This is a genomic window from Sphingopyxis sp. EG6 (assembly GCF_003609815.1).
Lineage (GTDB): Bacteria > Pseudomonadota > Alphaproteobacteria > Sphingomonadales > Sphingomonadaceae > Sphingopyxis.
In genome coordinates, this window is the sequence record NZ_AP017603.1 from 2038228 (window position 1) to 2060716 (window position 22489).

A 22489-nucleotide genomic window follows, 5' to 3' on the forward strand; every position below is an offset into this window, starting at 1 on the left:
GTTCCTCCTTCTTATCCTGCCTTTACCGAAATCTTCCGGGGCGCCAGTTTCTCAGAGCGATGAAGGCGTAAGGTAAGTACGCCGTCGCGCATCGACGCATCGGTTTTATCGGGATCGAAATCTTTCGAGACCTGGAAAGAGCGCTCATAAGCCGTTGAAACAAATTCGATGTGCTGCAATTCGCCCTCTTGGGGCATCGAAACCGAAGGCCTTGCCGCGACTGTCAATACGCCGTTCGCAAGCTCGATGTCCAGATCGTCTGAGCTGCATCCGGGCAGTTCGATGAGGAGAATTGCTCCGTCAGAGGTTTCGACGATGTCGGTCAAGGGCATCTGGACTGGCTGTGCTTGCTCCGCCTGCTGCGCCAATTTCTCATTGGTCGTCGTTTCCATGTCGTTACTCATGTTCAGTTCCTAACCTGCCTTGATCGCGATCTTGCGCGGCTTGTCGGCGTCGGACAGGCCAGCAGCGATAAAAAGGATGCCGTTCGAATAGCGCGCTTTGACGTTTTCCGGATCGATCCGGAAAGGCAGCGTCACGGCTCGAGTGAACTGGCCGTAACTCCTTTCACGCCTCATCCAACGCGCATCATTGCCGCAATCGGGCTGTGCGCGTTCGCCTGAAATCGAAAGCAAATTCTCCTTGACGGTGATGTCGACCTTTTGGGGATTAATGCCAGGCATTTCGGCGACGATTGCCGCACCTTGCCCTGTCCGCCAGATGTTCAGCTTGGGAAAGGCGGCGGCACTACTTACCCTTGCGGTTGGCAATCCCGACAACCCCTTTCTCAATATTTCGAAAGGATCGGCCCTATAGATTCTTGCTGGATAAACCATCATTCTTCTCCTCTTGGACAACGACTGTCAGCGCGAACGCGTCTGTCTGGTAGATGCTCCGCGTACCTGGCGGAGGAGTTCTGCAAATTCGCGTTCTGCTTTGCCGCCAGCAATGGTTGCCAATTCGATCGTGCGAATCTGGTTTCAAAACCGCGCCCCGTGGCGGGCGACAGTACCCTAAAACCGCCGCGCGCTGAAGAGACATGCGAGATGCCTCCAGTGCGATAGCCAGAGCGGCGCGACCCTCGTCGGACTTGCGCGCTTTCGCTGCCAGTTCTTCCGCAGCGCGAGTGGGACCACGGCATTGATCACCGGATACGGAAAGACCGTCTCGGTGACAACGACAGTACTCAAGGTTTGCTCTAGATCGGTCTTTGCTTCATCGAGCTGACCCGCTTCGATCAGCGCGGCTGCCCGCCTGATCGCGGTCGGATAAGTCGCCATAGGCAGATTTCCCATCCGGACTGCGGTCTGGTCAGCGAAATTGGAGAGCAGAGTGCGGGCAGTCTGCGTGTCTCCGTCAATCAAGGCCAGCGTCGTACTTCGCTGTGCTGCACGCAGGCTGTCAACATCCGCGATCATGGCAATCTCGTTCACGCCGTGATCCATGCCGCCGACATCCAGGACCGCGATGGCGCGCCGTTGGTACTCGCCGAAATCATCAAACGCTTCCCCTGGCTGCGCCATGTGTTCGCCGATGGCGGCTATGCCGGGGACAAGTTCAAGCAAGCCCTGCGCCGCTTCGGCAAGTGGACCATCGAAATCATCAAGAGGTCCGATGCGGTGAAATGCTTCGAGGTGCTCCCGCGGCGCTGGGTGGTTGAGCGAACGCTCGCATGGCTGAACAGGAACCGACGCCTCGCCAAGGACTTCGAGCAGACCATCGCCTCCGCAACCGCATGGATCTTCATCGCCTCGATCCAGATCTTTACCCGCCGCAGCGCAAGATCATGAAATCTCAACCGATAATTTCGAATCAGACACTGAGTGGATGGGCACTCCGGTATCGCCTGACAACCTGCGGCGAGCGACAGATTGTCGAAGTCCTGCTTCCTGGGAGCATAATCGGATTGCAAAGCTTACTGCTCGGACTGCAAAACGAAGGCGTTTCCAGCCTGACCCGCGTTTCGCTGTGTGTTCTTGGCGGTGTCGCAGTCGGCGAACTCTTCGCCCACCAGCCAGGTCTCGCACGAGGACTGGTCAATTCCCTTTTGCAGGATCAAAATCGCGCCGATCGCCAGATGACGCTCGATGCGAAGACCTCCTCGGCAAGCCGCCTTGGTCATTTTTTGCTGGAAATATTTGATCGGGCTGGCGCACTGGGTGGGCAGAACCAGCGGTGGTGTCACTTCCCTCTTCAACGCGGCGACCTCTCCGACAATCTCGGGATTTCGCCTACGCATGTCAGTAGGTCGACAAGTGAACTGAGCAAACTCGGCTTGGCAACAATACCGGGAAACACGCTGGAGATCATAGACCGGCAAGCCTTAGTGCGGTTTTCCGGCTACCAGAGAAAGCACGCGGAGGTTGAGCGACTGCTTCTGTGACTGCGAAAGCATCGGACCTCCTCATCCATCGCCAATCTGAAATCGGCGAGTCGGCTTGCTGGAGGAGAAATAATATTGCCATCATCCCCGCCGTCCCTGATATATCTCAGTGCGGCTTGCATATGAGTGAGGCTAACAGGAAAACCAGACCCGGATCTTGAGCAGCGGTCGGCCAGGGTCGTCAAGTGGGTGATGTGCCGGTCGGGACAACCGAGGCTCAAGGTCTTTGGAACGGCCATTCGGGCGCTCGTCCAAACGAGCTGGTGAGGGTGAAGTAATGTCAATGAGGTATGTTATGGATTCCAATCTCGATGATCCCAAAAGGATTGTGGTCGTTGATGGCCTGAAAAAATTTCTGGCAGATACTTACACGCTATATCTTACAACCCACAATTTTCACTGGAACGTGACGGGTCCACACTTTAATAGTTTGCATCAAATGTTTATGGTGCAGTATAATGAACTTTGGCTTGCAGTGGATCTGATTGCCGAGAGGCTCCTTACTCTCGGTTCTTTCGCCCCCGGTTCGTATAAACAGTTTGCGCAACTGACATCATTGCCGGATGTGCCCGATTCACCACCTGAAGCGATGGAAATGGTGTCCCTGCTAATGAAAGGCAATCAGTTGGCGGCCCGCACTGCGAGATGCGTTGTTCCTGATGCCGAGGAAATCGGGGATCAGGCGACTTCAGATCTGCTGGTCTCACGAATTGCGGTCCATGAAAAGGTTGCATGGATGCTGCGAGCAACTTTGGCGGGTTGATCTGGGCAATTACATCTGCGCTCACCGGGCTTGCCGGCTGCGCCACGATAAGGCCGAAGAGACTCAGGCAATTCGATCAGGCTGTTTCTTAGGTCGAGTAGATCTGCGCAGCAAGCATTTCGAGTTTGTCGAGTTCTAAGAAAGTAATTTGCTTTCCATCGACCAAAATCATGCCTTCGCCCTGCAGGAACGTCAGCGTACGGGTAACCGTTTCACTCGTGAGACCAAGATGGGCACCTCCAAAGACCCCTCGCAAATCCAGACCTAATCTGATTCACTCTTGCCTGAAGGGATCGGGCGATGCGGCAGGCGGGATTGTTCGGGTTATCGGAGCATCTGAAGTGGCTTTCGGCGCATGGCGATCCGCTTGAAGTGCTGGCGAGGGTTGTCGATTTCGAGGCGTTCCGGCCGGTGCTGGACGTGTCGCTGGCCTATTCGGACGGGGCGAAGGGCGGGCGGCCGCCCTACGATCCGGTGACGATGCTCAAGGTGCTGGTGCTGGCGGCGCAAAACAACGTGGCCGACGGGCGTATGGAGTATCTGATCCGCGACCGGCTGAGCTGGCTGCGCTTTTTGGGCTTCGACCTCGGCGCGCCGACGCCCGACGCCAACACCATCCGGCTGTTCCGCGAACGGCTGACCCAGGCCGGCGCCTTGGACATGCTGTTCGCCGACTTTGAGCCCGTGGATCGCGCTGGGCTTGCGCGAGTTGGGCGTTGCCATCGTCTGCATCGACGCGCGTCAGGCGCATCAGAGCTTGAAGGCGATGAAGGCCAACAAGACCGATCTGCACGATGCGGCCGGGCTTGCTCAGCTGGCGCGTACCGGCTTCTACAAGGACGTGCATGTCAAGTCGCCGGCCGCGCACGGAGTGCGTTCGGTCATCACCGCCCGCGGCCATCTGGTCGAAGCACGCGTCCGGCTCGACAACACGATCCGCAGCCTCTGCGCCACCTTCGGGATCAGGCTCGGCGCGGGCCAGGGCGAGCGGTTCCTCGCGCGAATGCGAGTGGCTGCTTCTGTCCCCGGCCTCTGCGAAGCGGTGGCGTCGCTCCTTCGGGCCCGCGAGCGCCTCGTGGAGGAGATCGGGCAGATGGATCGCCAGCTCAAAGCGATCAGCCTGGCTTCTCCGGCCAGCCAGGCCCTGATGAGCATCCCTGGCGTGGGTGTGCAGACCTCCGCTGCGTTCGCCGCCGCTGTTGATGATGCCAGCCGGTTCAAGCGATCGCGAACGGCTGGCGCGTACTTTGGCCTGGTTCCACGCCGACACCAATCGGGAGAGCTCGACTGGACAGGACGCATTACCAAACAAGGCGACGGGACGGTCCGCAAGCTCCTCTACGAAGCGGCCAACTCGATCTTGACGCGCACACGCCAGAGCTTTGCGCTGAAAAGCTGGGCGCTCAAGATCGCAAAGCGGCGCGGGCTGCGAAAGGCCCGAGTTGCGCTAGCCCGCCGCCTCGCTGTCATCATGCACGCCATGCTGCGTGACGGGACCTTGTTCGAGGCCTGAGTTGAGGTAGCATCCCGATGCCAGTGGTGATGCTCTCGAGCTGACCCGATGGCGGTGTCCCGCGAGGGAACGCAGGGACGGACGATCTGCGAAGGTCGACAGATGGGCCACCAAGCCCGCTTCGAGTCAATGCAACGTCCGGCCTTGTGAGACCCGATAAAGCACCACCGATCCTCGCATCGGCGAGTGCGGATAATAGATCCTTGAAACCCTCAAGGGACAACCGCCAAGCGACCGCAAATTACAGATATGGACCCTAGTGTGCGATATGTCACTTTCAATCTTAGTGCAGGAGATTCTGGTATCGACCATGTCTTCGCTATCAGCTCGCCGTTATAGCGCGGTCCGTCTCCAGGCATCTTCGCTTGGCCACTGGTTCCGCGCCGAAAGAGGCTGGTCATGTCACGTCAGGAAGCATCCACTTCTCGTGAAACAATGACTCTCGCGGCGCGAACCAGTCTGGGCCCAATCATGTAACCTGACTGCGCGACGCTCACGATCTGGCCTGTATTGGATCCCGGAGTCGGCACGGTGCCGATAATTTCATGCACGTGGGGATCAGGATCTTCGCCAATCGAAGGACGCAGTATTTTTACCCCGGCCTTGAGCAAGGCATCGTTGATTGCTCGCCGCGTCGCCTCCAGCCCCTTGATCAACGATGGCTCGATCTCGTGTGAACCCGCCAAGGCCTCCAAGGCAAGGTCGAGATTGTCGAGCGCTGGTGCGAGTTCGGATAGCAGTTGCGCCATCCCGGCCTGTCGACCTTCGGTTCCCGCTTTTTCTGCGCGCTTTCGCGCATTCTCAGCTTCCGCCAGTGCACGAAGCAATCGATCCTGTAACGCGTCCCCTTCTTCCGGTTCCGGCAGGACCTCCGACTCCACGCTTTTACCAACTGCCGAGGGCGATCCGTCCTCGTTCTCGCCATTCTTTGCATTGTCCGACACGGCCTGTACCCCCGTACTTAGTCTTTCTTGTCGTCATCGACCTCGGAGAATTCGGCGTCGACGACTTCTTCATCATCCGAAGCTTCCGAACCGGCAGCTCTACCGGCATCGGCAGAGCCGGCGGCAGAGGCCTGCTCCTTCTCGTAGATCTGCTGACCCATCTTCATGGCAGCGTCGGTGAGGGCCTGAGCCTTCGCGTTGATCGCATCGTGATCGTCGCCTTCAAGCGCCGTCTTGGTTTCGGCGATCGCAGTTTCGACGGCTGCCTTGGTGTCGGCATCAATCTTGTCGCCATGCTCTTCGAGCTGCTTTTCGGTCGCATGGACCAGGCTGTCGGCCTGGTTGCGAGCCTCGGCGGCTTCACGCCGCTTCTTGTCTTCCTCGGCGAACTTCTCGGCATCACGCACCATCTGGTCGATGTCGGCTTCGCTGAGACCGCCCGATGCCTGGATACGGATCTGCTGTTCCTTGCCGGTGCCCTTGTCCTTGGCCGAAACGTTGACGATGCCGTTGGCGTCAATGTCGAAAGTGACTTCGATCTGCGGCGCGCCGCGCGGCGCTGGCGGGATGCCGACGAGATCGAACTGGCCGAGCAGCTTGTTGTCCGCCGCCATTTCACGCTCACCCTGGAACACGCGGATGGTCACGGCTTGCTGGTTGTCATCCGCGGTGGAGTAGGTCTGGGTTTTCTTGGTCGGGATCGTGGTGTTGCGATCGATCATGCGGGTGAATACGCCGCCCAGCGTCTCGATACCGAGCGACAGCGGGGTCACGTCGAGCAGGAGAACATCCTCGACGTCGCCCTGCAAGACACCCGCCTGGATGGCGGCACCCATGGCGACAACCTCGTCGGGGTTAACGCCAGTGTGCGGCTTCTTGCCAAAGAAATCCTCGACCACTTCGCGTACCTTGGGCATTCTCGTCATGCCGCCTACCAGGATCACTTCGTCTATCGCCCCTTTGTCGATCCCAGCGTCAGCCATGGCCTTCTTGCAGGGTTCGAGCGTCCGCTTGATCAGGCCGTCAACCAGTTTTTCGAGGTCGGAGCGGGTGACTGTCTGGACCAGGTGCAGCGGCGTCGTGGTGCCGCCTTCCATGCGCGCAGTAATAAAGGGAAGGTTGATCTCGGTCTGTGCTGCGCTTGACAGCTCTATCTTGGCCTTTTCCGCCGCTTCCTTGAGGCGCTGCAGGGCGAGCTTGTCGGTTCTGAGGTCCATATTTTCCTTCTTCTTGAAGGAATCGGCGAGATATTCCACCACCGCGCTGTCGAAGTCTTCGCCGCCGAGGAAGGTATCGCCATTGGTCGACTTCACCTCGAATACGCCATCACCGATTTCGAGGATCGATACGTCAAACGTACCGCCGCCGAGGTCGTAAACAGCAATAGTCTTGCCTTCGTCCTTATCGAGTCCATAGGCGAGCGCCGCAGCAGTCGGCTCGTTAATAATGCGCTCGACTTCGAGACCGGCGATTTTGCCGGCATCCTTGGTCGCCTGGCGCTGGGCATCATTGAAGTAGGCCGGGACTGTTATTACCGCCTTCTCGACTTTGTCCCCTAGGTACTCTTCGGCGGTTTCCTTCATCTTTTGCAGGATGAAAGCGGAAACCTGGGAAGGGCTGTACTTCTCGCCGCCCGCTTCAACCCATGCATCGCCGTTGGGCCCCTCGACAATCTTGTATGGAACAAGCTCCATGTCTTTCTTGGTGGTCGGATCGTCAAACCGCCGACCGATCAGGCGCTTGATCGCGAACAAGGTGTTATCCGGGTTGGTCACGGCCTGGCGCTTGGCGGGCTGGCCGATCAGGCGTTCGCCATCCTTGGTGAAGGCGACGATAGACGGCGTGGTGCGCGCACCTTCCGAATTCTCGATCACTTTGGGCTTGCCGCCTTCCATAACGGCAACGCAGCTGTTGGTTGTTCCGAGGTCGATACCGATAACTTTAGCCATGGTTTGGAGCTCCAGAAAACAATAGATTAAGATGTGTTCAGACGTGGGTTCGCCGTTCCCCTAACGCAGAAGGATCACGTCAGCGCTCTGGCGGGACCGGCTGGCAAAATGGTCGTATGCGCGCGGCAGCCACAAGACTGCGCGGACCCCACGGGGTGATCGAGGCATCAGACAAATGTTGCCCCCGGATCTCTGAGCGAACCGCTGCGCATGAGTGAGACCGAGTCCCATTCGGTGATCGCCTCCCCAATTTGAATAGAACGGCTCGAATGCCAGCGCGATGGTATCGCGGCTGAGCCCAGGGCCATTGTCGGCAACTTCAATTTCAATTCGCTCGGGCAGAGCGTCAATCGCCGGGCGATTCCTCAAGCGCAAAGATACTTTCCCACCATTTCCTCCGGCAGCCAGGAATGCATTTTCAAGCAGGGCCGATAAGGCGCTGGCGAAAGAGGCAGGGGCAACCCGAACCGGCCACAAACCCGTTTCAAGTATCTTTTCAAACTCCACTTCCACTGGAATCCCTGACTGGATCTGGTCCATCAAATGCTTGATCAATTCTGGCACATCGACCAATTCCTGAAGCGGCGAATTAGCAGCTGGAACAGACCATTTGCTTACTAATCTGGCCGAATTGAGGAGCGCCATACGCATCTTGCGACGAAGCTTGATCGCCTCCTGCTCATCGGCGAATTCCAACGTTTCAAGGCCCGCAGCCAGCACGGCAAGCATGCTTGTCAGGTCTTCCGTCGATGGCAGAGGGGTCACTGACGACGTTCCTGCTGGCATCATGTCCCGAAAGCTACTTTGGAATTGACGCTTCATGACCGGCCTCCTGTGCCAAAATGTACCTCTAGTCGCTTCTCAGGCAAATCCACTGATCCAGATCAGGCGTTTCGGATCAGCCTTGCCTGTCCCGATGTGATCGCATTAGACACCCAGCTTCGAGCGGGGATTGTATTCATTCTTTTCTCGCCATTCCTTGGCCCACGCTTCCAGGCTTTTATCGTTCTGCGGAAGGTCAACCATCAACCGCACCAGTTGATTGCCGCGCCCACCTTGGCGACGGGCCATTCCTTTACCCTTGATGCGCAGAACTCTGCCCGAGGTGGATCCCTTCGGCACTGTTAGCATGATCGGACCATCGATCGTGGGTACGCGCACCTTTGCGCCGAGTACGGCCTCGTCCCACCGGATTGGCAGGTCGAGGCGAATGTCGTCCTCATCCTGTCGGAAGAAAGGGTGGAGCGTGACGGTCAGTTCAAGAATCGCGTCACCGCGCCCTCCCGGTCCGGGCCGCCCTTTGCCCGCAACGCGCAGGCGATCCCCACTCTGGGTTCCCGGAGGGATCTTGACCTCGATTTGCTCGCCGCCATCGAGGTTGATTGCGAATGGTTTTGCAGTGGCGATATTTTCGAACGGGACATTTACCGCATAGAGCACATCGCTTCCTCGCGGGCGATATTCGCGCCCGCCAGCCCCGCGACCCCGCCCAAAGAGATCGGCGAAGATGTCCCCCAATTCCTCCGAATCGCCAGAGAAATGAAAGGATGTCGCTCCATCCTGCGCCGATCGAAACGGTCCTCCGCCCGAGAACGGCCCATGGCCCTGGAAATCTTCGAAACCGTAAGGTGCGCGCGGGTTGCCGTGCTCGTCGATTTCGCCGCGGTCGTATCGCGCGCGTTGCTCGACATCGCTCAAAAGATCGTATGCTTGCGTGACTTCCGCGAACCGGGCCGCCGCATCTGGCTTGTCCTTGTTGCGATCAGGATGAAGCTCTTTGGCGAGTTTGCGATAGGCATTCTTGATTGCAGACTGATCTGCAGTGCGCGATACGCCGAGTATCGTATAAGGATCTGCCATTAACTAAATCACCTGAAATTGGGATGCGGGGGGTAATGCGGGTCAGCCAATATGTGCCTCCACCCATTGGCGAAGCGCTGAGGGGGGTAAGGCACCGGATCGTTGATCGACCAGCCGTCCATTCTTGAATATTAACAAGGCGGGGACGCCCTGCACGCCGTACCGGGCGGCAAGTTCGGGAGCCTTGTCGATATCGACCTTTGCGAACCTGGCGCGCGGTTCGATTGCAATCGTGACCTGGGCAAATGATGGAGCCATGGCGCGGCAGGGACCGCACCACGTCGCCCAGAAATCCACAACGACAGGTATGTCGGATCGTGTGATATGGCGATCGAACCTCTGGCCCAGCAAGTCGACGGGCGAACCATTGAACAGCGCCTTGTGGCATTTGCCGCATTTTGCGGCCTGAGCTGGCCGATCAGGCGGGATAGCGTTGACCGCTTCACAATGTGGGCAAACTACCTTGATCTTGTCGGCTTCCATTCGCCGCCCTTCCCTTGCTTGTCGTGCGCTCGCGCTGCTCAGATCTAGGATGGAATGACGAAAACGAGACCTTCTTCGCCCTCGTCGACATTGACGGTCGAACCGTCAGGGATTTCGCCGGCCAGCAGCTTTTCCGCCAGCGGATCCTGCAGATATCGCTGTACCGCTCGCTTGAGCGGTCTGGCGCCATATACGGGGTCGTAACCCACCCGACCGAGCCAGTTGCGCGCGCCTTCGGTGAGGTCGAGCGTGATCTTCCGGTCTTTCAGCAGCTTCTGGACGCGCTTGACCTGGATATCGACGATCGGTGCCATGTGTTCCTGGCTCAGGCGATGGAACAGTATGATCTCATCAAGCCTGTTGAGGAACTCGGGGCGGAAGTGGCTGCGCACCACGTCCATCACCTGCGGCTCGACATCTTCCACCTTCTGATCGTCGGTGAGGTTGGAGAGGAACTGGCTGCCGAGGTTGCTGGTCAAGATGATCAGCGTGTTCGAGAAGTCTACCACCCGGCCCTGCCCGTCGGTCAGGCGACCGTCGTCGAGTACCTGCAACAGAACGTTGAACACGTCCTGATGCGCCTTCTCGACTTCGTCGAACAGCACGACCTGGTATGGTCGGCGCCGCACCGCCTCGGTAAGCACGCCGCCTTCCTCGTACCCAACATAACCCGGAGGCGCGCCGATCAGTCTAGCGACCGCGTGCTTTTCCATGAATTCGCTCATGTCGATGCGCACCATGGCGCGCTCGTCGTCGAACATGAACTCGGCCAGCGCCTTGGTCAGCTCGGTTTTGCCAACGCCCGTGGGGCCAAGGAACAGGAAGCTGCCCAATGGCCTGTGCGGATCCTGCAAGCCAGCGCGTGCTCGGCGCACGGCCTTGGAGACAGCCTGTACCGCCTGCTGCTGGCCGATCACGCGACGACCGAGAAACTCTTCCATCTTGAGCAGCTTCTCGCGCTCGCCCTCCATCATCTTGTCCACCGGCACGCCTGTCCAGCGGCTGACAACAGAGGCGATGTCCTCCTCGGTCACTTCCTCGCGCAATAACGCGGTCTTATTTGCACCACGTGCCTCTTCAAGCTGCTTTTCGAGGCTCGGTATCGTGCCATAGGACAGCTCGCCCGCCTTTTGCAGGTCGCCCGCGCGCTGCGCCTGCTCCAATTCGAGCCGGGCCAGGTCGAGCTGTTCCTTGATCTTTGCCTCAGCCTGAATCTTGTCGCGTTCGTTCTGCCAGCGCGTGGTCAGCTCGCTCGATTTCTGCTCGAGCTCGGCCAATTCTTTGCGCAAGGTGGCGAGCCGGTCCTTGCTCGCCTCGTCGCTTTCCTTAGCAAGCGCGCTTTCCTCGATCTTGAGCTGGATAATGCGGCGGTCGAGGTTTTCGATCTCTTCGGGTTTGCTTTCTACTTCCATGCGGATGCGACTCGCCGCCTCGTCCATCAGGTCGATCGCCTTGTCGGGGAGGAAGCGGTTCTGGATATAGCGATCGGATAGCTGCGCAGCGGCCACGATCGCACTGTCGGTAATGTTTACCCCGTGGTGCAGTTCGTATTTTTCCTTCAGACCACGCAGGATGGATATCGTGTCCTCTACGCTCGGCTCGTCGATATAGACCGGCTGGAAGCGCCTCTGGAGTGCGGCATCCTTCTCGACATATTTCTGGTATTCGTCGAGCGTAGTCGCGCCGATCACGTGCAACTCGCCGCGCGACAGCGCAGGCTTCAGGAGGTTCGAGGCATCCATGCTGCCCTCGCTCGCGCCCGCTCCAATCAGCGTGTGCATCTCGTCGATGAACAGGATGATCTGCCCATCGGAATTTTTCACCTCGTCGATCACGGCCTTCAAGCGTTCCTCGAATTCGCCGCGATATTTCGCACCAGCAATCAGCGCGCCCATGTCGAGCGCCATTAGCGTGCGGCCCTTGAGGCTGTCGGGCACATCGCCATTGGCGATGCGCAGCGCCAGCCCCTCGGCGATCGCGGTCTTGCCCACGCCGGGATCACCGATAAGAACGGGATTGTTCTTGGTCCTGCGGGCCAGAATCTGGATTGTGCGACGAATCTCCTCGTCGCGGCCGATCACCGGGTCGAGCTTGCCGTCGCGCGCCGCTTGGGTCAGGTCGCGGGCGTATTTCTTGAGCGCATCGTAGCTCTCTTCTGCGCTTGCGCTATCTGCGGTGCGACCGCCGGTCACTTCCTGAATCACCGCCTCGAGCGACTTCGCATTCACGCCGGCAGCCTGCAAAGCCTTGCCTGCGTCGGTGCTGTCGGAAAGGGCCATGGCCTGCAATATGCGCTGTACAGGAACGAAGCTGTCGCCGGCCTTCTTTGCCAGCTGTTCGGCCTGATCGAGCAGGCGAGCCGAATCATTGTCTAGGGCGGGCGGCGTCTGCGCTCCGGAGCCGGAAACCGCCGGGAATTTATGCAATGCCTTTTCAACCTCGCCAATGGCGGCAGGGGGGCTACCGCCTGCTCGCTGGATGAGCTGCGCGGCCATGCCCTCCTCATCTTCAAGCAATGCCTTGAGAATATGGACTGGCGTGATGCGCTGATGGCTCATGCGGACGGCAACTGTCTGGGCGCTCTGTAGAAAGCCCTTGGCCCGGTCGGTGAATTTCTCGAGGTTCATCGCAAAGGGTCTCCAAGCGTAATTACAATTTCAAATGAGACTTTGAGTAGGTACTAGCAGGAAATCGAATTCCCGTCTGCTCACATATCAACCGCAACGACGCCAGCCTCTGAATGACTGACCGGCTGACGCCGGTAGGATCAAGCGGCGGGGCTGAAGCCATCCTTGTGGGTATGTCGATCGAGATATCGCATGATGATGTCGTCGGTGATGTTGCCGGACGTGGTCGAGAAGTAGCCCCTCTGCCAGAAGCGTTGTCCCCAATAGCGCTTGCGGATGTGTTCGAACTCCTGCTGGATTTTGCGGGAAGAGCGCCCTTTTGCGCGGCGGACGAAGTCGCTGACCGAAACGTGCGGCGGGATTTCGACGAAGATATGGACGTGGTCGCGCGACAGGGCGCCATTGATGATCGTCACGCCCATCTCGTCGCAGACCTGACGGATGATCTCGCGCACCCGGAGCCGCACTTCGCCATGGAGCACTTTGAACCGATACTTCGGCGCCCAGACCAGATGGTAGCGATGGTGAAATGTCGTGTGACAGCCGCTCCGGTAGCCCATAGCAGGTATCCTCGGGGAAGTGAGACCGCCTGGAGGGCGTGAAGTCTCACTTCCCCGAGGATACCTGCTATCGAGCGAGTCGAAGGCTGAAGCCAGTATCCGACTGAAGTCGGAGGGGTTCCTCCCAGTCAGAGGACTCTAAATAGAAAAGCCATTCTCGTCCTGACATAGATCAGTGGGCGGGCCGATCTGCTTCCTATGGTACGCTCGTATCGCCAGATGACTGTCAAGTCGGCGAGGATAGCGGAAACGGCATTGAAATGCGGCTCTCGCGAGTTTACGAACGGAGGCGCAGTCAGCGATTTCACCCGTTCGAAACTTTGATGGAGGTGGTGATGGAGCAAATTGCCAAAAACGAGTGGGCAGAATTGTGCGATCGCATTAGCAAGCGGTTGCTTGGCCTGCGCGCCGAAATCGAGGTCCAATCGCTTGATTTGGGCGATCAGATCGAGGCCGAATTTCTTCCAATCCTCGGTATCACCTATGATCACAAAGACGATGTCGTGGTCATCGCCCTTGAGGGGCTTGCTCACCTGATCCCGCACCCGGTCGATATCCAGACCAAAGGCTACGACGATAATATCGAGGCAGTCCTTATTGTGGACAAGGAAGGTGTGCGGCATCTCACATCATTCCGGGAGCCGCTTAAGTTGCCACCCCCGCCTGCCGAGTAAGCTTCACTTCTATAAGCCAACTTGTAGTCCAACCATCAAAGAGGGAGTTCCGCCATGACATTCAGAAATCTTGCCCATGGCGTTGCCGCCATCGCATTGCTTGCGGCTACGGCCTGTTCCGATAATGCCGAGGAGGCGGCGGACGGACAGGAAGCTTCGGCTAGCGCAACCGATACGGATCAGGCTGCGGGCGGCGCCACGGCCGAGGATCAGGTGCAACTCGGAACTCTGCTGAAGGAAGCGGTTTCCGCTCTCGATGAATCGCAGGCGGCTATCAGCGCCATTGACGCGGGCAATAATCAAGAGGCGATCGACGCTCTGGCCAGGGCCACGGGCAAACTTGAGATCATCCTGGCGCGCGAACCCAACCTGGCACTTGCTCCGGTGGCCAATTCGGTCATCGAACATGATGTTCTTGCAACGCCAGGCGATGTCAAGGCGCTCTCCGACCGGATCGAGGATCTGACTGATGAGGGACGTTTGCAGGAAGCGAGGCGGCTTATGGAAGGCCTCGCAAGCGAGATGGTTATCAGGACCAGCAACCTTCCGCTGGGTACCTATCCTGATGCCATCAAACGCGCGGCCGCACTGCTGGACGAACAGAAGCCTCAGGAGGCCAAGCTCGTCTTGCTAAACGCCCTGAGCACCATTGTCGTGACCGAAACCGTAATTCCGTTGCCGATCGTCCGTGCCGAGGCGAGCGTCGAGGCCGCGCGCGTCGTTGCGGCAAAAAAGAACCGCACGCAAGAAGACAACCAGGCAATCGCTGCGGAACTGCAAAAGGCCCGTGACCAAATCGAGATGGCGCAAGCGCTCGGTTACGCAACCAAGAAGGATCTTGACGATCTGCAGGACGCGATCAAAGAACTTGAGCGAGAGACTGGCGGGGGCAACGCTGCAACTCGCTTATTCGAACGCATCAAGGGGCTTTTCGGTAAGGCTCGCGAAGCAGTACAGCCGACAAAGAATTGAGAGCTATAATTCTGGCGGTGCGTTATGCAATGAAGGCAGCGTGCCGTCAGAAATATTGTCTTCGTTGAATTCCGATCTCAAAGTATGGGGCTATCGATATGGCAACACTGGCACATAGAATCCCTCTCCCGGTCTGTAGTCTAGCAGGAAACTGGTGGACATTCGTTTTGCGCGGTGTGCTTGCGCTGATCCTTGCTGTGCTCGCGGTACTGATGCCTGCCAGCGCCTTGCTCGGGCTGACAATCATCTTCGGTGCCTTCTCGATGGTAGACGGAATATTCTCGCTTATCGCGGCTTTTCGCAACATCCGCGCGGGTGAGAAGTGGGGTTGGCTGGCATTCAACGGCGTGGTCGGCATCGGTACTGGTATTGTTGTGCTGATTACTCCGATGATGGCCAGTTTCGTGCTTTCGCTGTTCTTTTGGTGGATGATCGCATTCTGGTCGTCTGCCTCGGGCATCGCCCAGGTCGTGACCGCCATTCGGCTGCGCAAGGAAATCAAGGGCGAGTTCTGGCTGGGGTTAGGGGGTCTGTTGTCCCTTGCGCTGGCCGGCTTCGTAATCTGGATGCTTTTAACTTCTCCCGTCGAGACATTCCTTGCCTTGGGCTGGGTCCTCGCGTTCTACGCCGCGATGTTCGGAACTGTCATGCTGCTCCTTGGCTTTCGCTTGCGGCGCGCATCGAAGGGGGATGATTCACGGACGCAGTCGGCGAGCTAGGTGGCTTGGCAGCATCATAAAGCGGTTTCTGGCATCAGGATCAATCACATGAGCCTGTCCCGAAGTATCGCCTCGGCGTGGCACTAGATTCGGAGCGGGTCGGCAAGCATCTGACGGCAAGGGGGGCGATGGAGGTAAAATGGCCGCGCATTCGTGAGATCGTATGGCTCGCTGGCATCCTTGCCGCATTGGACTTTGGATATGCGCTCTACCATGAGCTCTATGTCGGCGCGTCCAGATTTCCGTTCGTGCAGGAAACTATCCTTGTCTTCCTTGGCGCTGTCGCGACGATCTTTCTCACCGCGATGCTGCTGAACCGCCAGACCGAACTCGAACTCAGCAAAGAGGCCCGCGTCCATCTGTTCGACCAGAAGAACTCGGTTTACATGGCGGCGATCGAAAAAGTCGCAGACATCGCCGCAAAACGCGACCCCGACCCGGCTCTTATCGATGAATTGCGGGTGATTGGACGCAAGCTGGCAGTGATCGCTAGTCCAGAGGTTATCAAGTCCTTCCAGTCGGTGCTCGACAGGCTGTTGCGCGGACTGAACGACGGAAACCTGACCAATGCCGACGCAGAAGAGGTTATGCATGCCGTCGCCGAGCTGACCCTCGGCATGCGTTGCGACATGCTTGACGAGATCGGGAGCGCCAAGAATGACACCGCACAGGAACTGATCCGTCGGAACTCTCGGCAGATGGAACGGCTCGATGATCTGGACGAAGCGTAACGGGCAGCGACGATAAAGCGTAAAGGACTTGAACATGCACAGAGGCCATAATCGCCCCCCGCGCCTATCGAAGCAGCCCGGCACGAATACTATTTTGGCCGATGTTCCGATGGCAAAGATCTACCAGGAACCGCGCTCCACGCTTCAGGGCGGGCACCGCCCGCAACCGTGGTACCTCGAGTTCGAGGCGAGAAGACCATTGGGCCGCGACGTCTTCACGGGCTGGATTACCAATGATGATCCATATCGCCATATTCGCATTCGGTTTCCTGACCGCGACAGCGCTATCGGCTTTGCCGAAAGGCAGGGTTGGAATTACAGGGTCAACCAAACCTCTGCGTTGCACCATTACGAACCGAAGATCGACGAGCTCTATCGTGGCTTTGAGGCGCCCGGAAACTGGCCGATACGATGGTCTGGAGAGGGCAAAGAGATCTCTCGTCACCGGCTGTATCGAGGCGCGGAGGCTGGCGAGCGGGCTGAGCCTGAAAAGGAGTTCGACCCCGTTGATGAAGCGCTGCTCGAAAGCTTTCCCGCCTCCGATCCGCCAGCATTTACGGGCGCAACAATTGGCTAGGCCGAAAGGTCGATGCAGTCGAAAATAAGCGAGTATAAGGTGTCAAATGTAATCGACGCATTCGAATTGCGAGCTCTCTCCGTTTCCTCATCCCTGCTTGAAGACGCAGTGCGGATCGTGCTGGTGGTGTGTCTCGCTTCGTTGGCGGCAGCTCTGCTTTCGCGCCTGATGCGGCGCATAGAACAGAAGATGACAAGCAAACGAAGTGATCCAGATTCTTTAAGGAGGGTTGCAACTGCATACAGGACTGGTCTGATATTCGGGCGCATCGTGATATGGTCAGTTGCCGGGGTGACCTTGCTCTCGATCATGGGCGTATCCATAGCGCCTTTGCTGACTGCTGCGGGAGTGGCCGGAATTGCAGCAGGTTTTGCCGCGCAGAGCCTGGTGAAAGACTATTTTTCCGGATTTATCATTCTGCTTGAAGGGCAGCTGCGCGTCGATGACATAGTCGAGATCGGTGGCCATATCGGCGTGGTAGAAGAAATTACGCTGCGGAGCGTTCGCCTGCGCGATTACTATGGCAACGTGATTTTCGTGCCATGCGGGAACATTACCAATGTCGTGAACATGACCATGGAATATTCCAGGTCGGTGATCGATGTCGGTATCGCCTATCGCGAAAAGACTGACGAGGCGTTGGACATTATGCACAGCGTTGCCTCGCAGATGGCTCAGGATCGGGCCTTTACAGACCGCATCATTGATGAGCCCGAGATTGTCGGTGTGGAAGCGCTCGGTGACAGTGCCGTCACATTGCGACTGCGCCTCAAGGTGACGCCTGGAGCGCAATGGGAAGTGCGGAGGGAGTTCTTCCGCAGGATCAAGCAGGCATTCGACGAGACTGGCATCGAAATACCATTCCCGCACGTCACCCTGTATCCGGGGCTCCCGAAAGATGGCCCTGCCCCTCCGCTGAATATCCTGCTTGGACAAATTGAGCCCGGGGTGAAGACTGCTTGAAAGACGACCGCAAGGATAAACCAATGCTCGCGAATTTTCTGAGATTGCGCAAAATGACACATGCAGAATGGTCTGCGATGTCTCTCTACGAGAAATTCGAGGACGCGATTGTCATCGTTCTCAGCGGAATAATCGCAATCGTCGTGATTGCGGCGGTTTGGTCATTGCTGCGCGAAGTTGTCACAAGCCTTGTCTTGGGCGCTCTCGATCCGCTCGATTTTGCCACTTTCCAGACTGTCTTCGGAATGATTTTTACTGTTGTGATTGCGCTTGAGTTCAAGCGTTCATTGCTCGTAGCTGCCGAGAGGGGTTTCGGTATCCTGCAGGTGCGCACGATAATCCTGATTGCGCTGCTGGCAATTGTGCGCAAGTTCATCATCCTCGATTTGGCAGACACGAGCGCCGCGAAAGTCGCCGCGCTTTCAGGAGCTGTGCTGGCACTCGGTGCGGTATTCTGGCTTGTTCGCGATCAGGATAGGCATGAGCGGCTTGAGCAGCTACAGGAATAGGGCCTTTCTGAAGCCGAAGCCAGCGCGGTTACAGACCAAAAAAGACCGGCTTCCAAGAGAAATGGCAGCCTTAGGAGTCCATCGCCGGCATCGGAGCGGGCGTGTCTTCTATCGGCAGTTCGGGAACCAGCGTCTCGGTGGTGATCAGCAGCCAGGCAACCGAAGCCGCAATCTGCAGCGCAGTGCGCACCACCTTCGCCGGATCGATCACGCCCGACTTCACCAGGTCTTCATATTCGCCGGTCGCGGCGTTGAAGCCATGGTTGTAGTCGTCGCCTTCGAGCAGCTTGCCGACGATATAGGCACCGTCCTCGCCCGCGTTGTCGGCAATCTGGCGAGCCGGGGCGCGCAGGGCGCGACGCACGATGTCGATACTGGACTGCTGGTCGTCATTGGCGGCCTTGAGGCCCTCGAGCGACTTGAGCGCCCGGAGCAGTGCGATACCGCCGCCCGGCAGAATGCCTTCCTCGACCGCCGCACGGCGGCCCCGAATGCGGCAGCAATGCCGCCGCCGGTCGCCAAACCGTTCCACCATGTGCCGAAGCTGCGCATCACTCGTCCTTTTGCATACCTCGATTCGCGCACCTATCTTCAGTCTGTAGCAACTACAGACTGAAGAGGCTGGATGTGAAAATTGGCGAGGTAGCGAAACGCACCGGATGCAACATCGAGACAATCCGGTTTTTACGAAAGCATTGGCGTTATCAGCTCGCCGGCACGCAAGGGTGCCTACCGCGACTACGGGTCGGAGGACGTCGAGTGCCTCCGATTCGTGAGGCGCGCACGCGAGTTGGGCTTTTCGCTCGAAGAGGTTCAGGCCCTGCTCGATCTCGCGCCGCGACCTGACGAGAATTGCGACCGGGTCCAAGCCATCGCTGCGCAGCACCTTTCGAATGTCCGCGCCAAGCTCGATGACCTTAGGGTCCAAACTCAATCAGCCTCTTGAAAATCTGATCGCACATTGATTCAGGGGTTCTCCGCTGAAGCAGGAGGCCTTTGGAGATGTCGCGTTCGTTGTTCTGGCTGTCGGATGAAGCATGGGGCGCAATCGAGCCCCACCTGCCGCAGAACCAGCCCGGAGCGCGGCGGGTCTATGATCGCAGGGTCATCTCCGGGATCATTCACATGCTCAAATGCGGCGGCCGCTGGGCTGATTGCCCCACCGAATACGGCCCGGCGACAACGATCTACAACCGCTGGAACAGGTAGAGCCGCCGGGGCATCTGGACCCGCATCCTGGCGGCGCTGACCGAGGAAGGCTGGATCGCGGAGACTGGACAGATCGACAGCAGCTACATCAAGGCTCACCGCAGTGCTGGTGGGGCAAAAGGGGGGCGCGAGCCAATGCCATTGGCATCTCGCGTGGCGGCAGGACGACCAAGATCCACGCGCTTGTCGATGTCGTCGGACGCCCGCTTCGCCTCGTCCTGACACCGGGCAACATGTCGGACGTGAAAGGCGCGGACCTGCTGATCGGCGAAACCGTCGGAATGAAGAGGGTGATCGCCGACCGTGGCTACGACGCCAACCGCATCAGGGCTGCCTTGCGCGAACAGGGTACCATCCCTGTCATCCCCGGTCGACGCAACCGCAAGCGCCCTATCCAGTATGACGAACGACGCTACAAAGATCGCTGGCGGGTCGAGGCCATGTTCTGTCGCCTCAAGGACTTCCGCCGCATCGCAACCCGCTACGACAAACTCGCCAGAAACTTCCTCTCAGCCGTAAGCCTCGCCGCAGCCGTGGCTTTCTGGCTATGATTGAGTCATCGTGTAATTTGTGGCTGCTTCCTCGGACCGGCTGAGCGGCGCACCTTCTGGTTGTCAGACCTGAAGGAAGGAACCATGAAACACTATGCCGGAATCGACCTGTCGATGGAAACGTAGCACGTCTGCGTCATCGACGCTGAGGGGCGAAAGATCGGGACACACTGTGTGGACAGTACTCCGGAGGCAATCGCCGCGGTGCTGGAACGCCATGGTCCCATCGAGAACGCGCGGTCATCGAGACGGGCCGGATGAGCCCGTGGATCGCGCTGGGCTTGCGCGAGTTGGGCGTTGCCATCGTCTGCATCGACGCGCGTCAGGCGCATCAGAGCTTGAAGGCGATGAAGGCCAACAAGACCGATCTGCACGATGCGGCCGGGCTTGCTCAGCTGGCGCGTACCGGCTTCTACAAGGACGTGCATGTCAAGTCGCCGGCCGCGCACGGAGTGCGTTCGGTCATCACCGCCCGCGGCCATCTGGTCGAAGCACGCGTCCGGCTCGACAACACGATCCGCGGCCTCTGCGCCACCTTCGGGATCAGGCTCGGCGCGGGCCAGGGCGAGCGGTTCCTCGCGCGAATGCGAGTGGCTGCTTCTGTCCCCGGCCTCTGCGAAGCGGTGGCGTCGCTCCTTCGGGCCCGCGAGCGCCTCGTGGAGGAGATCGGGCAGATGGATCGCCAGCTCAAAGCGATCAGCCTGGCTTCTCCGGCCAGCCAGGCCCTGATGAGCATCCCTGGCGTGGGTGTGCAGACCTCCGCTGCGTTCGCCGCCGCTGTTGATGATGCCAGCCGGTTCAAGCGATCGCGAACGGCTGGCGCGTACTTTGGCCTGGTTCCACGCCGACACCAATCGGGAGAGCTCGACTGGACAGGACGCATTACCAAACAAGGCGACGGGACGGTCCGCAAGCTCCTCTACGAAGCGGCCAACTCGATCTTGACGCGCACACGCCAGAGCTTTGCGCTGAAAAGCTGGGCGCTCAAGATCGCAAAGCGGCGCGGGCTGCGAAAGGCCCGAGTTGCGCTAGCCCGCCGCCTCGCTGTCATCATGCACGCCATGCTGCGTGACGGGACCTTGTTCGAGGCCTGAGTTGAGGTAGCATCCCGATGCCAGTGGTGATGCTCTCGAGCTGACCCGATGGCGGTGTCCCGCGAGGGAACGCAGGGACGGACGATCTGCGAAGGTCGACAGATGGGCCACCAAGCCCGCTTCGAGTCAATGCAACGTCCGGCCTTGTGAGACCCGATAAAGCACCACCGATCCTCGCATCGGCGAGTGCGGATAGATCCTTGAAACCCTCAAGGGACAACCGCCAAGCGACCGCAAATTCCAGATATGGACCCTAACGTCCAGATATGCTTACCACCCGAAACACCGCCCCTGTACCAGCGTCTCGAACCAGATCGACACCTGTTCCGTCCCAGTGGTAATCGAGGTGACGTCCCTGAGTGGGGTCGGATGCACAATCCGGGTAGAACAAGCCGACACACTCACCACCCGGATGCCGGATGCTCGGATAGACAAGACCTTCGGCCCCGCCCCCTTTGAGTTCAACTGCGAGAGCTTGCGATGCAGCATAGTTGTCGGGATCTAGCGCGGGATCGCCTGCCGCAAAGCTCCTGAGATCTTGAAGATCAGCGCTTACCGAAAGGATGATCTCACGGAACTGTGAGGTCCAGCCTGGCGCTTCTACAGTGCGAGCCATGAAGCGGGCATGGTGATGGATTGTCTCGAACAGCGCAGTTTCGAATGCATCCCCCGCGTATAGCACGCCGTAGGTCCCATCGGTGAAGCGACTTGGCCGGTCCGCGCTAACATGCGTGAACGGCGCCATCAGATAGGATGCGCCATTGCCGCCTACCCTGCGATCAGCCGGCACCAGATCGAGATTGCCGATCGTCGCCATAATGCGGGGATTGGTTTTTTGCTCTGCGGAGATCAGCAACGGCCAATCTGCAGGGTCTGCAATGTCTTCGAACAGGTCAATCGGTGGAAAGGCACTGCGGATAATCCGTACAGCACCTTTCCACTCGACCTGGGCAAGCGGAATCGCCTTGGGATCAATCACCAGGCACCACGTTCGGCATCAAGATAGCGACGCACCCGCATGATATCGGTCAGTTCGCCCCCAAGCATGACGTCGAGCGCACTCGCTCCGGCAAAGGCGGCGTTACCTGCCTTGATCCAGGCGTAGCCACGTTGGGCTTCGGAAAAGATGATCCTCAGCGCCTTGTGGATACCCATCAGGTTGGAGAGCCGCGCCGCACCATCGCGCGAGACACGGCCCGCACCCTCAGCCTTCCACCGCCGGTAGGAGCGAACCGGCATGTCGAGCAGAGTCGCTGCCTGCTCGTCTGTGAGTTCCCATTTGCCGAACAGGTTCAGCACGGCGCGGAACATCGCCGCTGCTTCCTCCTGGGTTACAGGATCGGGCCGGAAGGCATGGGGGACGGTATCAACGGGTTGCAGTGCCAACATGAGCATTCTCCATATGGCA

Annotated in this window: 24 protein-coding genes and 5 pseudogenes; 15 read left to right on the top strand and 14 right to left on the bottom strand. The window is 58.7% G+C overall.

The window, feature by feature from the left end; genetic code table 11:
- Positions 1-11: 11 nt before the first annotated feature.
- The 3 genes from SPYCW_RS09990 to SPYCW_RS10000 form a co-directional block, all read right to left on the bottom strand.
- Positions 12-404, bottom strand: coding sequence for an Hsp20/alpha crystallin family protein (locus SPYCW_RS09990; protein WP_120106752.1), 393 nt, complete (start codon positions 402-404; stop codon positions 12-14).
- A 9-nt stretch (positions 405-413) separates the two neighbouring features.
- Positions 414-839: an Hsp20/alpha crystallin family protein gene (locus SPYCW_RS09995; protein WP_120216650.1), complete on the bottom strand. Its 426-nt coding sequence runs from the start codon at positions 837-839 to the stop codon at positions 414-416.
- Positions 840-1013: 174 nt separating this feature from the next.
- Positions 1014-1433 (bottom strand): YfdX family protein, encoded by a 420-nt coding sequence (locus SPYCW_RS10000; protein ID WP_172595469.1) that lies wholly within the window; start codon positions 1431-1433, stop codon positions 1014-1016.
- Positions 1434-1439: 6 nt separating this feature from the next.
- On the opposite strand from SPYCW_RS10000, the pseudogene SPYCW_RS10005 reads away from it, so the two are divergent.
- The 3 genes and pseudogenes from SPYCW_RS10005 to SPYCW_RS10015 form a co-directional block, all read left to right on the top strand.
- Positions 1440-1790, top strand: a pseudogene (locus SPYCW_RS10005) (transposase); the annotation flags it as partial.
- Positions 1787-2383, top strand: coding sequence for a Crp/Fnr family transcriptional regulator (locus SPYCW_RS10010; RefSeq protein ID WP_172595470.1), 597 nt, complete (start codon positions 1787-1789; stop codon positions 2381-2383). The pseudogene SPYCW_RS10005 and the gene SPYCW_RS10010, both read left to right, overlap by 4 nt.
- A gap of 295 nt (positions 2384-2678) precedes the next feature.
- Entirely contained in the window at positions 2679-3146 is a 468-nt protein-coding gene (locus SPYCW_RS10015) for a Dps family protein (RefSeq protein ID WP_120106760.1), read from the top strand.
- 88 nt (positions 3147-3234) lie between these two features.
- On the opposite strand, the gene SPYCW_RS19535 is transcribed toward SPYCW_RS10015, so the two are convergent.
- Entirely contained in the window at positions 3235-3402 is a 168-nt protein-coding gene (locus SPYCW_RS19535; protein WP_165859607.1) for a helix-turn-helix domain-containing protein, read from the bottom strand.
- A 224-nt stretch (positions 3403-3626) separates the two neighbouring features.
- Between SPYCW_RS19535 and SPYCW_RS19295 the strand changes: the two are divergent.
- A pseudogene (locus SPYCW_RS19295) lies at positions 3627-3761 on the top strand (transposase); the annotation flags it as partial.
- Between the two features lie 85 nt (positions 3762-3846).
- A complete protein-coding gene (locus SPYCW_RS10030; protein WP_232014665.1) occupies positions 3847-4659 on the top strand; it encodes an IS110 family transposase in 813 nt (270 codons plus the stop codon).
- Positions 4660-5066: 407 nt separating this feature from the next.
- Here SPYCW_RS10030 and SPYCW_RS10035 read toward each other — a convergent pair whose 3' ends face one another.
- From SPYCW_RS10035 to tnpA, 7 genes are all read right to left on the bottom strand, one after another.
- Entirely contained in the window at positions 5067-5603 is a 537-nt protein-coding gene (locus SPYCW_RS10035; protein ID WP_120106763.1) for a nucleotide exchange factor GrpE, read from the bottom strand.
- A gap of 17 nt (positions 5604-5620) precedes the next feature.
- Entirely contained in the window at positions 5621-7552 is a 1932-nt protein-coding gene (dnaK, locus tag SPYCW_RS10040) for a molecular chaperone DnaK (protein ID WP_120216653.1), read from the bottom strand.
- Between the two features lie 60 nt (positions 7553-7612).
- Entirely contained in the window at positions 7613-8374 is a 762-nt protein-coding gene (locus SPYCW_RS10045) for a sensor histidine kinase (RefSeq protein WP_120216654.1), read from the bottom strand.
- Between the two features lie 105 nt (positions 8375-8479).
- Complete coding sequence (locus SPYCW_RS10050; RefSeq protein WP_120216655.1) at positions 8480-9412, bottom strand: DnaJ C-terminal domain-containing protein; 933 nt, start codon at positions 9410-9412, stop codon at positions 8480-8482.
- A 42-nt stretch (positions 9413-9454) separates the two neighbouring features.
- On the bottom strand, positions 9455-9895 hold the full coding sequence (gene trxC / locus SPYCW_RS10055) for a thioredoxin TrxC (protein WP_120216656.1): 441 nt from the start codon (positions 9893-9895) through the stop codon (positions 9455-9457).
- A gap of 44 nt (positions 9896-9939) precedes the next feature.
- Positions 9940-12522 carry an ATP-dependent chaperone ClpB gene (clpB, locus tag SPYCW_RS10060; protein ID WP_120216657.1) on the bottom strand — a complete coding sequence of 861 codons (2583 nt, stop codon included), beginning with the start codon at positions 12520-12522 and terminating at the stop codon, positions 9940-9942.
- 140 nt (positions 12523-12662) lie between these two features.
- Positions 12663-13082: an IS200/IS605 family transposase gene (tnpA, locus tag SPYCW_RS10065; RefSeq protein ID WP_120216658.1), complete on the bottom strand. Its 420-nt coding sequence runs from the start codon at positions 13080-13082 to the stop codon at positions 12663-12665.
- Positions 13083-13417: 335 nt separating this feature from the next.
- On the opposite strand from tnpA, the gene SPYCW_RS10070 reads away from it, so the two are divergent.
- The 7 genes from SPYCW_RS10070 (at position 13418) to SPYCW_RS10100 (ending at position 18227) form a co-directional block, all read left to right on the top strand.
- Positions 13418-13756 carry a DUF5335 domain-containing protein gene (locus tag SPYCW_RS10070; RefSeq protein ID WP_041383568.1) on the top strand — a complete coding sequence of 113 codons (339 nt, stop codon included), beginning with the start codon at positions 13418-13420 and terminating at the stop codon, positions 13754-13756.
- Positions 13757-13810: 54 nt separating this feature from the next.
- Positions 13811-14728, top strand: a complete 918-nt coding sequence (locus SPYCW_RS10075) for a YfdX family protein (RefSeq protein WP_120216659.1) — start codon at positions 13811-13813, stop codon at positions 14726-14728.
- 176 nt (positions 14729-14904) lie between these two features.
- On the top strand, positions 14905-15447 hold the full coding sequence (locus SPYCW_RS10080) for an HdeD family acid-resistance protein (RefSeq protein ID WP_269461348.1): 543 nt from the start codon (positions 14905-14907) through the stop codon (positions 15445-15447).
- Between the two features lie 77 nt (positions 15448-15524).
- A complete protein-coding gene (locus SPYCW_RS10085) occupies positions 15525-16178 on the top strand; it encodes a hypothetical protein (RefSeq protein WP_232014666.1) in 654 nt (217 codons plus the stop codon).
- A 109-nt stretch (positions 16179-16287) separates the two neighbouring features.
- On the top strand, positions 16288-16755 hold the full coding sequence (locus tag SPYCW_RS10090; protein WP_172595471.1) for an NADH dehydrogenase ubiquinone Fe-S protein 4: 468 nt from the start codon (positions 16288-16290) through the stop codon (positions 16753-16755).
- A gap of 12 nt (positions 16756-16767) precedes the next feature.
- Positions 16768-17718 carry a mechanosensitive ion channel family protein gene (locus SPYCW_RS10095; protein ID WP_120216662.1) on the top strand — a complete coding sequence of 317 codons (951 nt, stop codon included), beginning with the start codon at positions 16768-16770 and terminating at the stop codon, positions 17716-17718.
- Positions 17715-18227, top strand: coding sequence for a phosphate-starvation-inducible PsiE family protein (locus tag SPYCW_RS10100; protein WP_269461321.1), 513 nt, complete (start codon positions 17715-17717; stop codon positions 18225-18227). The genes SPYCW_RS10095 and SPYCW_RS10100 overlap by 4 nt, the downstream gene beginning before the upstream one ends.
- Positions 18228-18297: 70 nt before the next feature.
- On the opposite strand, the pseudogene SPYCW_RS10105 reads toward SPYCW_RS10100, so the two are convergent.
- Positions 18298-18720, bottom strand: a pseudogene (locus SPYCW_RS10105) (TCP-1/cpn60 chaperonin family protein); the annotation flags it as partial.
- Between the two features lie 210 nt (positions 18721-18930).
- Between SPYCW_RS10105 and SPYCW_RS10110 the strand changes: the two are divergent.
- The 3 genes and pseudogenes from SPYCW_RS10110 (at position 18931) to SPYCW_RS10120 (ending at position 21081) form a co-directional block, all read left to right on the top strand.
- Entirely contained in the window at positions 18931-19173 is a 243-nt protein-coding gene (locus tag SPYCW_RS10110; RefSeq protein ID WP_232014929.1) for a MerR family DNA-binding protein, read from the top strand.
- A 56-nt stretch (positions 19174-19229) separates the two neighbouring features.
- Positions 19230-19987, top strand: a pseudogene (locus tag SPYCW_RS10115) (IS5 family transposase).
- Between the two features lie 138 nt (positions 19988-20125).
- Positions 20126-21081: pseudogene (locus SPYCW_RS10120) on the top strand (IS110 family transposase).
- Between the two features lie 253 nt (positions 21082-21334).
- Here SPYCW_RS10120 and SPYCW_RS10125 read toward each other — a convergent pair.
- Both SPYCW_RS10125 and SPYCW_RS10130 read right to left on the bottom strand, forming a co-directional pair.
- Positions 21335-22060 carry an RES family NAD+ phosphorylase gene (locus SPYCW_RS10125; RefSeq protein ID WP_120216664.1) on the bottom strand — a complete coding sequence of 242 codons (726 nt, stop codon included), beginning with the start codon at positions 22058-22060 and terminating at the stop codon, positions 21335-21337.
- A complete protein-coding gene (locus SPYCW_RS10130; RefSeq protein WP_007011065.1) occupies positions 22057-22470 on the bottom strand; it encodes an MbcA/ParS/Xre antitoxin family protein in 414 nt (137 codons plus the stop codon). Before SPYCW_RS10130 ends, SPYCW_RS10125 begins: the two co-directional genes overlap by 4 nt.
- Positions 22471-22489: the final 19 nt, after the last annotated feature.

Bases quoted from the DNA above. Each gene is read 5' to 3' on its own strand.
- SPYCW_RS09990 (WP_120106752.1), bottom strand. From the start codon at position 404: ATGAGTAACGACATGGAAACGACGACCAATGAGAAATTGGCGCAGCAG.
- SPYCW_RS09995 (WP_120216650.1), bottom strand. From the start codon at position 839: ATGATGGTTTATCCAGCAAGAATCTATAGGGCCGATCCTTTCGAAATA.
- SPYCW_RS10010 (WP_172595470.1), top strand. From the start codon at position 1,787: ATGAAATCTCAACCGATAATTTCGAATCAGACACTGAGTGGATGGGCA.
- SPYCW_RS10015 (WP_120106760.1), top strand. From the start codon at position 2,679: ATGGATTCCAATCTCGATGATCCCAAAAGGATTGTGGTCGTTGATGGC.
- dnaK (WP_120216653.1), bottom strand. From the start codon at position 7,552: ATGGCTAAAGTTATCGGTATCGACCTCGGAACAACCAACAGCTGCGTT.
- SPYCW_RS10045 (WP_120216654.1), bottom strand. From the start codon at position 8,374: ATGAAGCGTCAATTCCAAAGTAGCTTTCGGGACATGATGCCAGCAGGA.
- SPYCW_RS10050 (WP_120216655.1), bottom strand. From the start codon at position 9,412: ATGGCAGATCCTTATACGATACTCGGCGTATCGCGCACTGCAGATCAG.
- trxC (WP_120216656.1), bottom strand. From the start codon at position 9,895: ATGGAAGCCGACAAGATCAAGGTAGTTTGCCCACATTGTGAAGCGGTC.
- clpB (WP_120216657.1), bottom strand. From the start codon at position 12,522: ATGAACCTCGAGAAATTCACCGACCGGGCCAAGGGCTTTCTACAGAGC.
- tnpA (WP_120216658.1), bottom strand. From the start codon at position 13,082: ATGGGCTACCGGAGCGGCTGTCACACGACATTTCACCATCGCTACCAT.
- SPYCW_RS10070 (WP_041383568.1), top strand. From the start codon at position 13,418: ATGGAGCAAATTGCCAAAAACGAGTGGGCAGAATTGTGCGATCGCATT.
- SPYCW_RS10075 (WP_120216659.1), top strand. From the start codon at position 13,811: ATGACATTCAGAAATCTTGCCCATGGCGTTGCCGCCATCGCATTGCTT.
- SPYCW_RS10090 (WP_172595471.1), top strand. From the start codon at position 16,288: ATGGCAAAGATCTACCAGGAACCGCGCTCCACGCTTCAGGGCGGGCAC.
- SPYCW_RS10095 (WP_120216662.1), top strand. From the start codon at position 16,768: ATGCAGTCGAAAATAAGCGAGTATAAGGTGTCAAATGTAATCGACGCA.
- SPYCW_RS10130 (WP_007011065.1), bottom strand. From the start codon at position 22,470: ATGTTGGCACTGCAACCCGTTGATACCGTCCCCCATGCCTTCCGGCCC.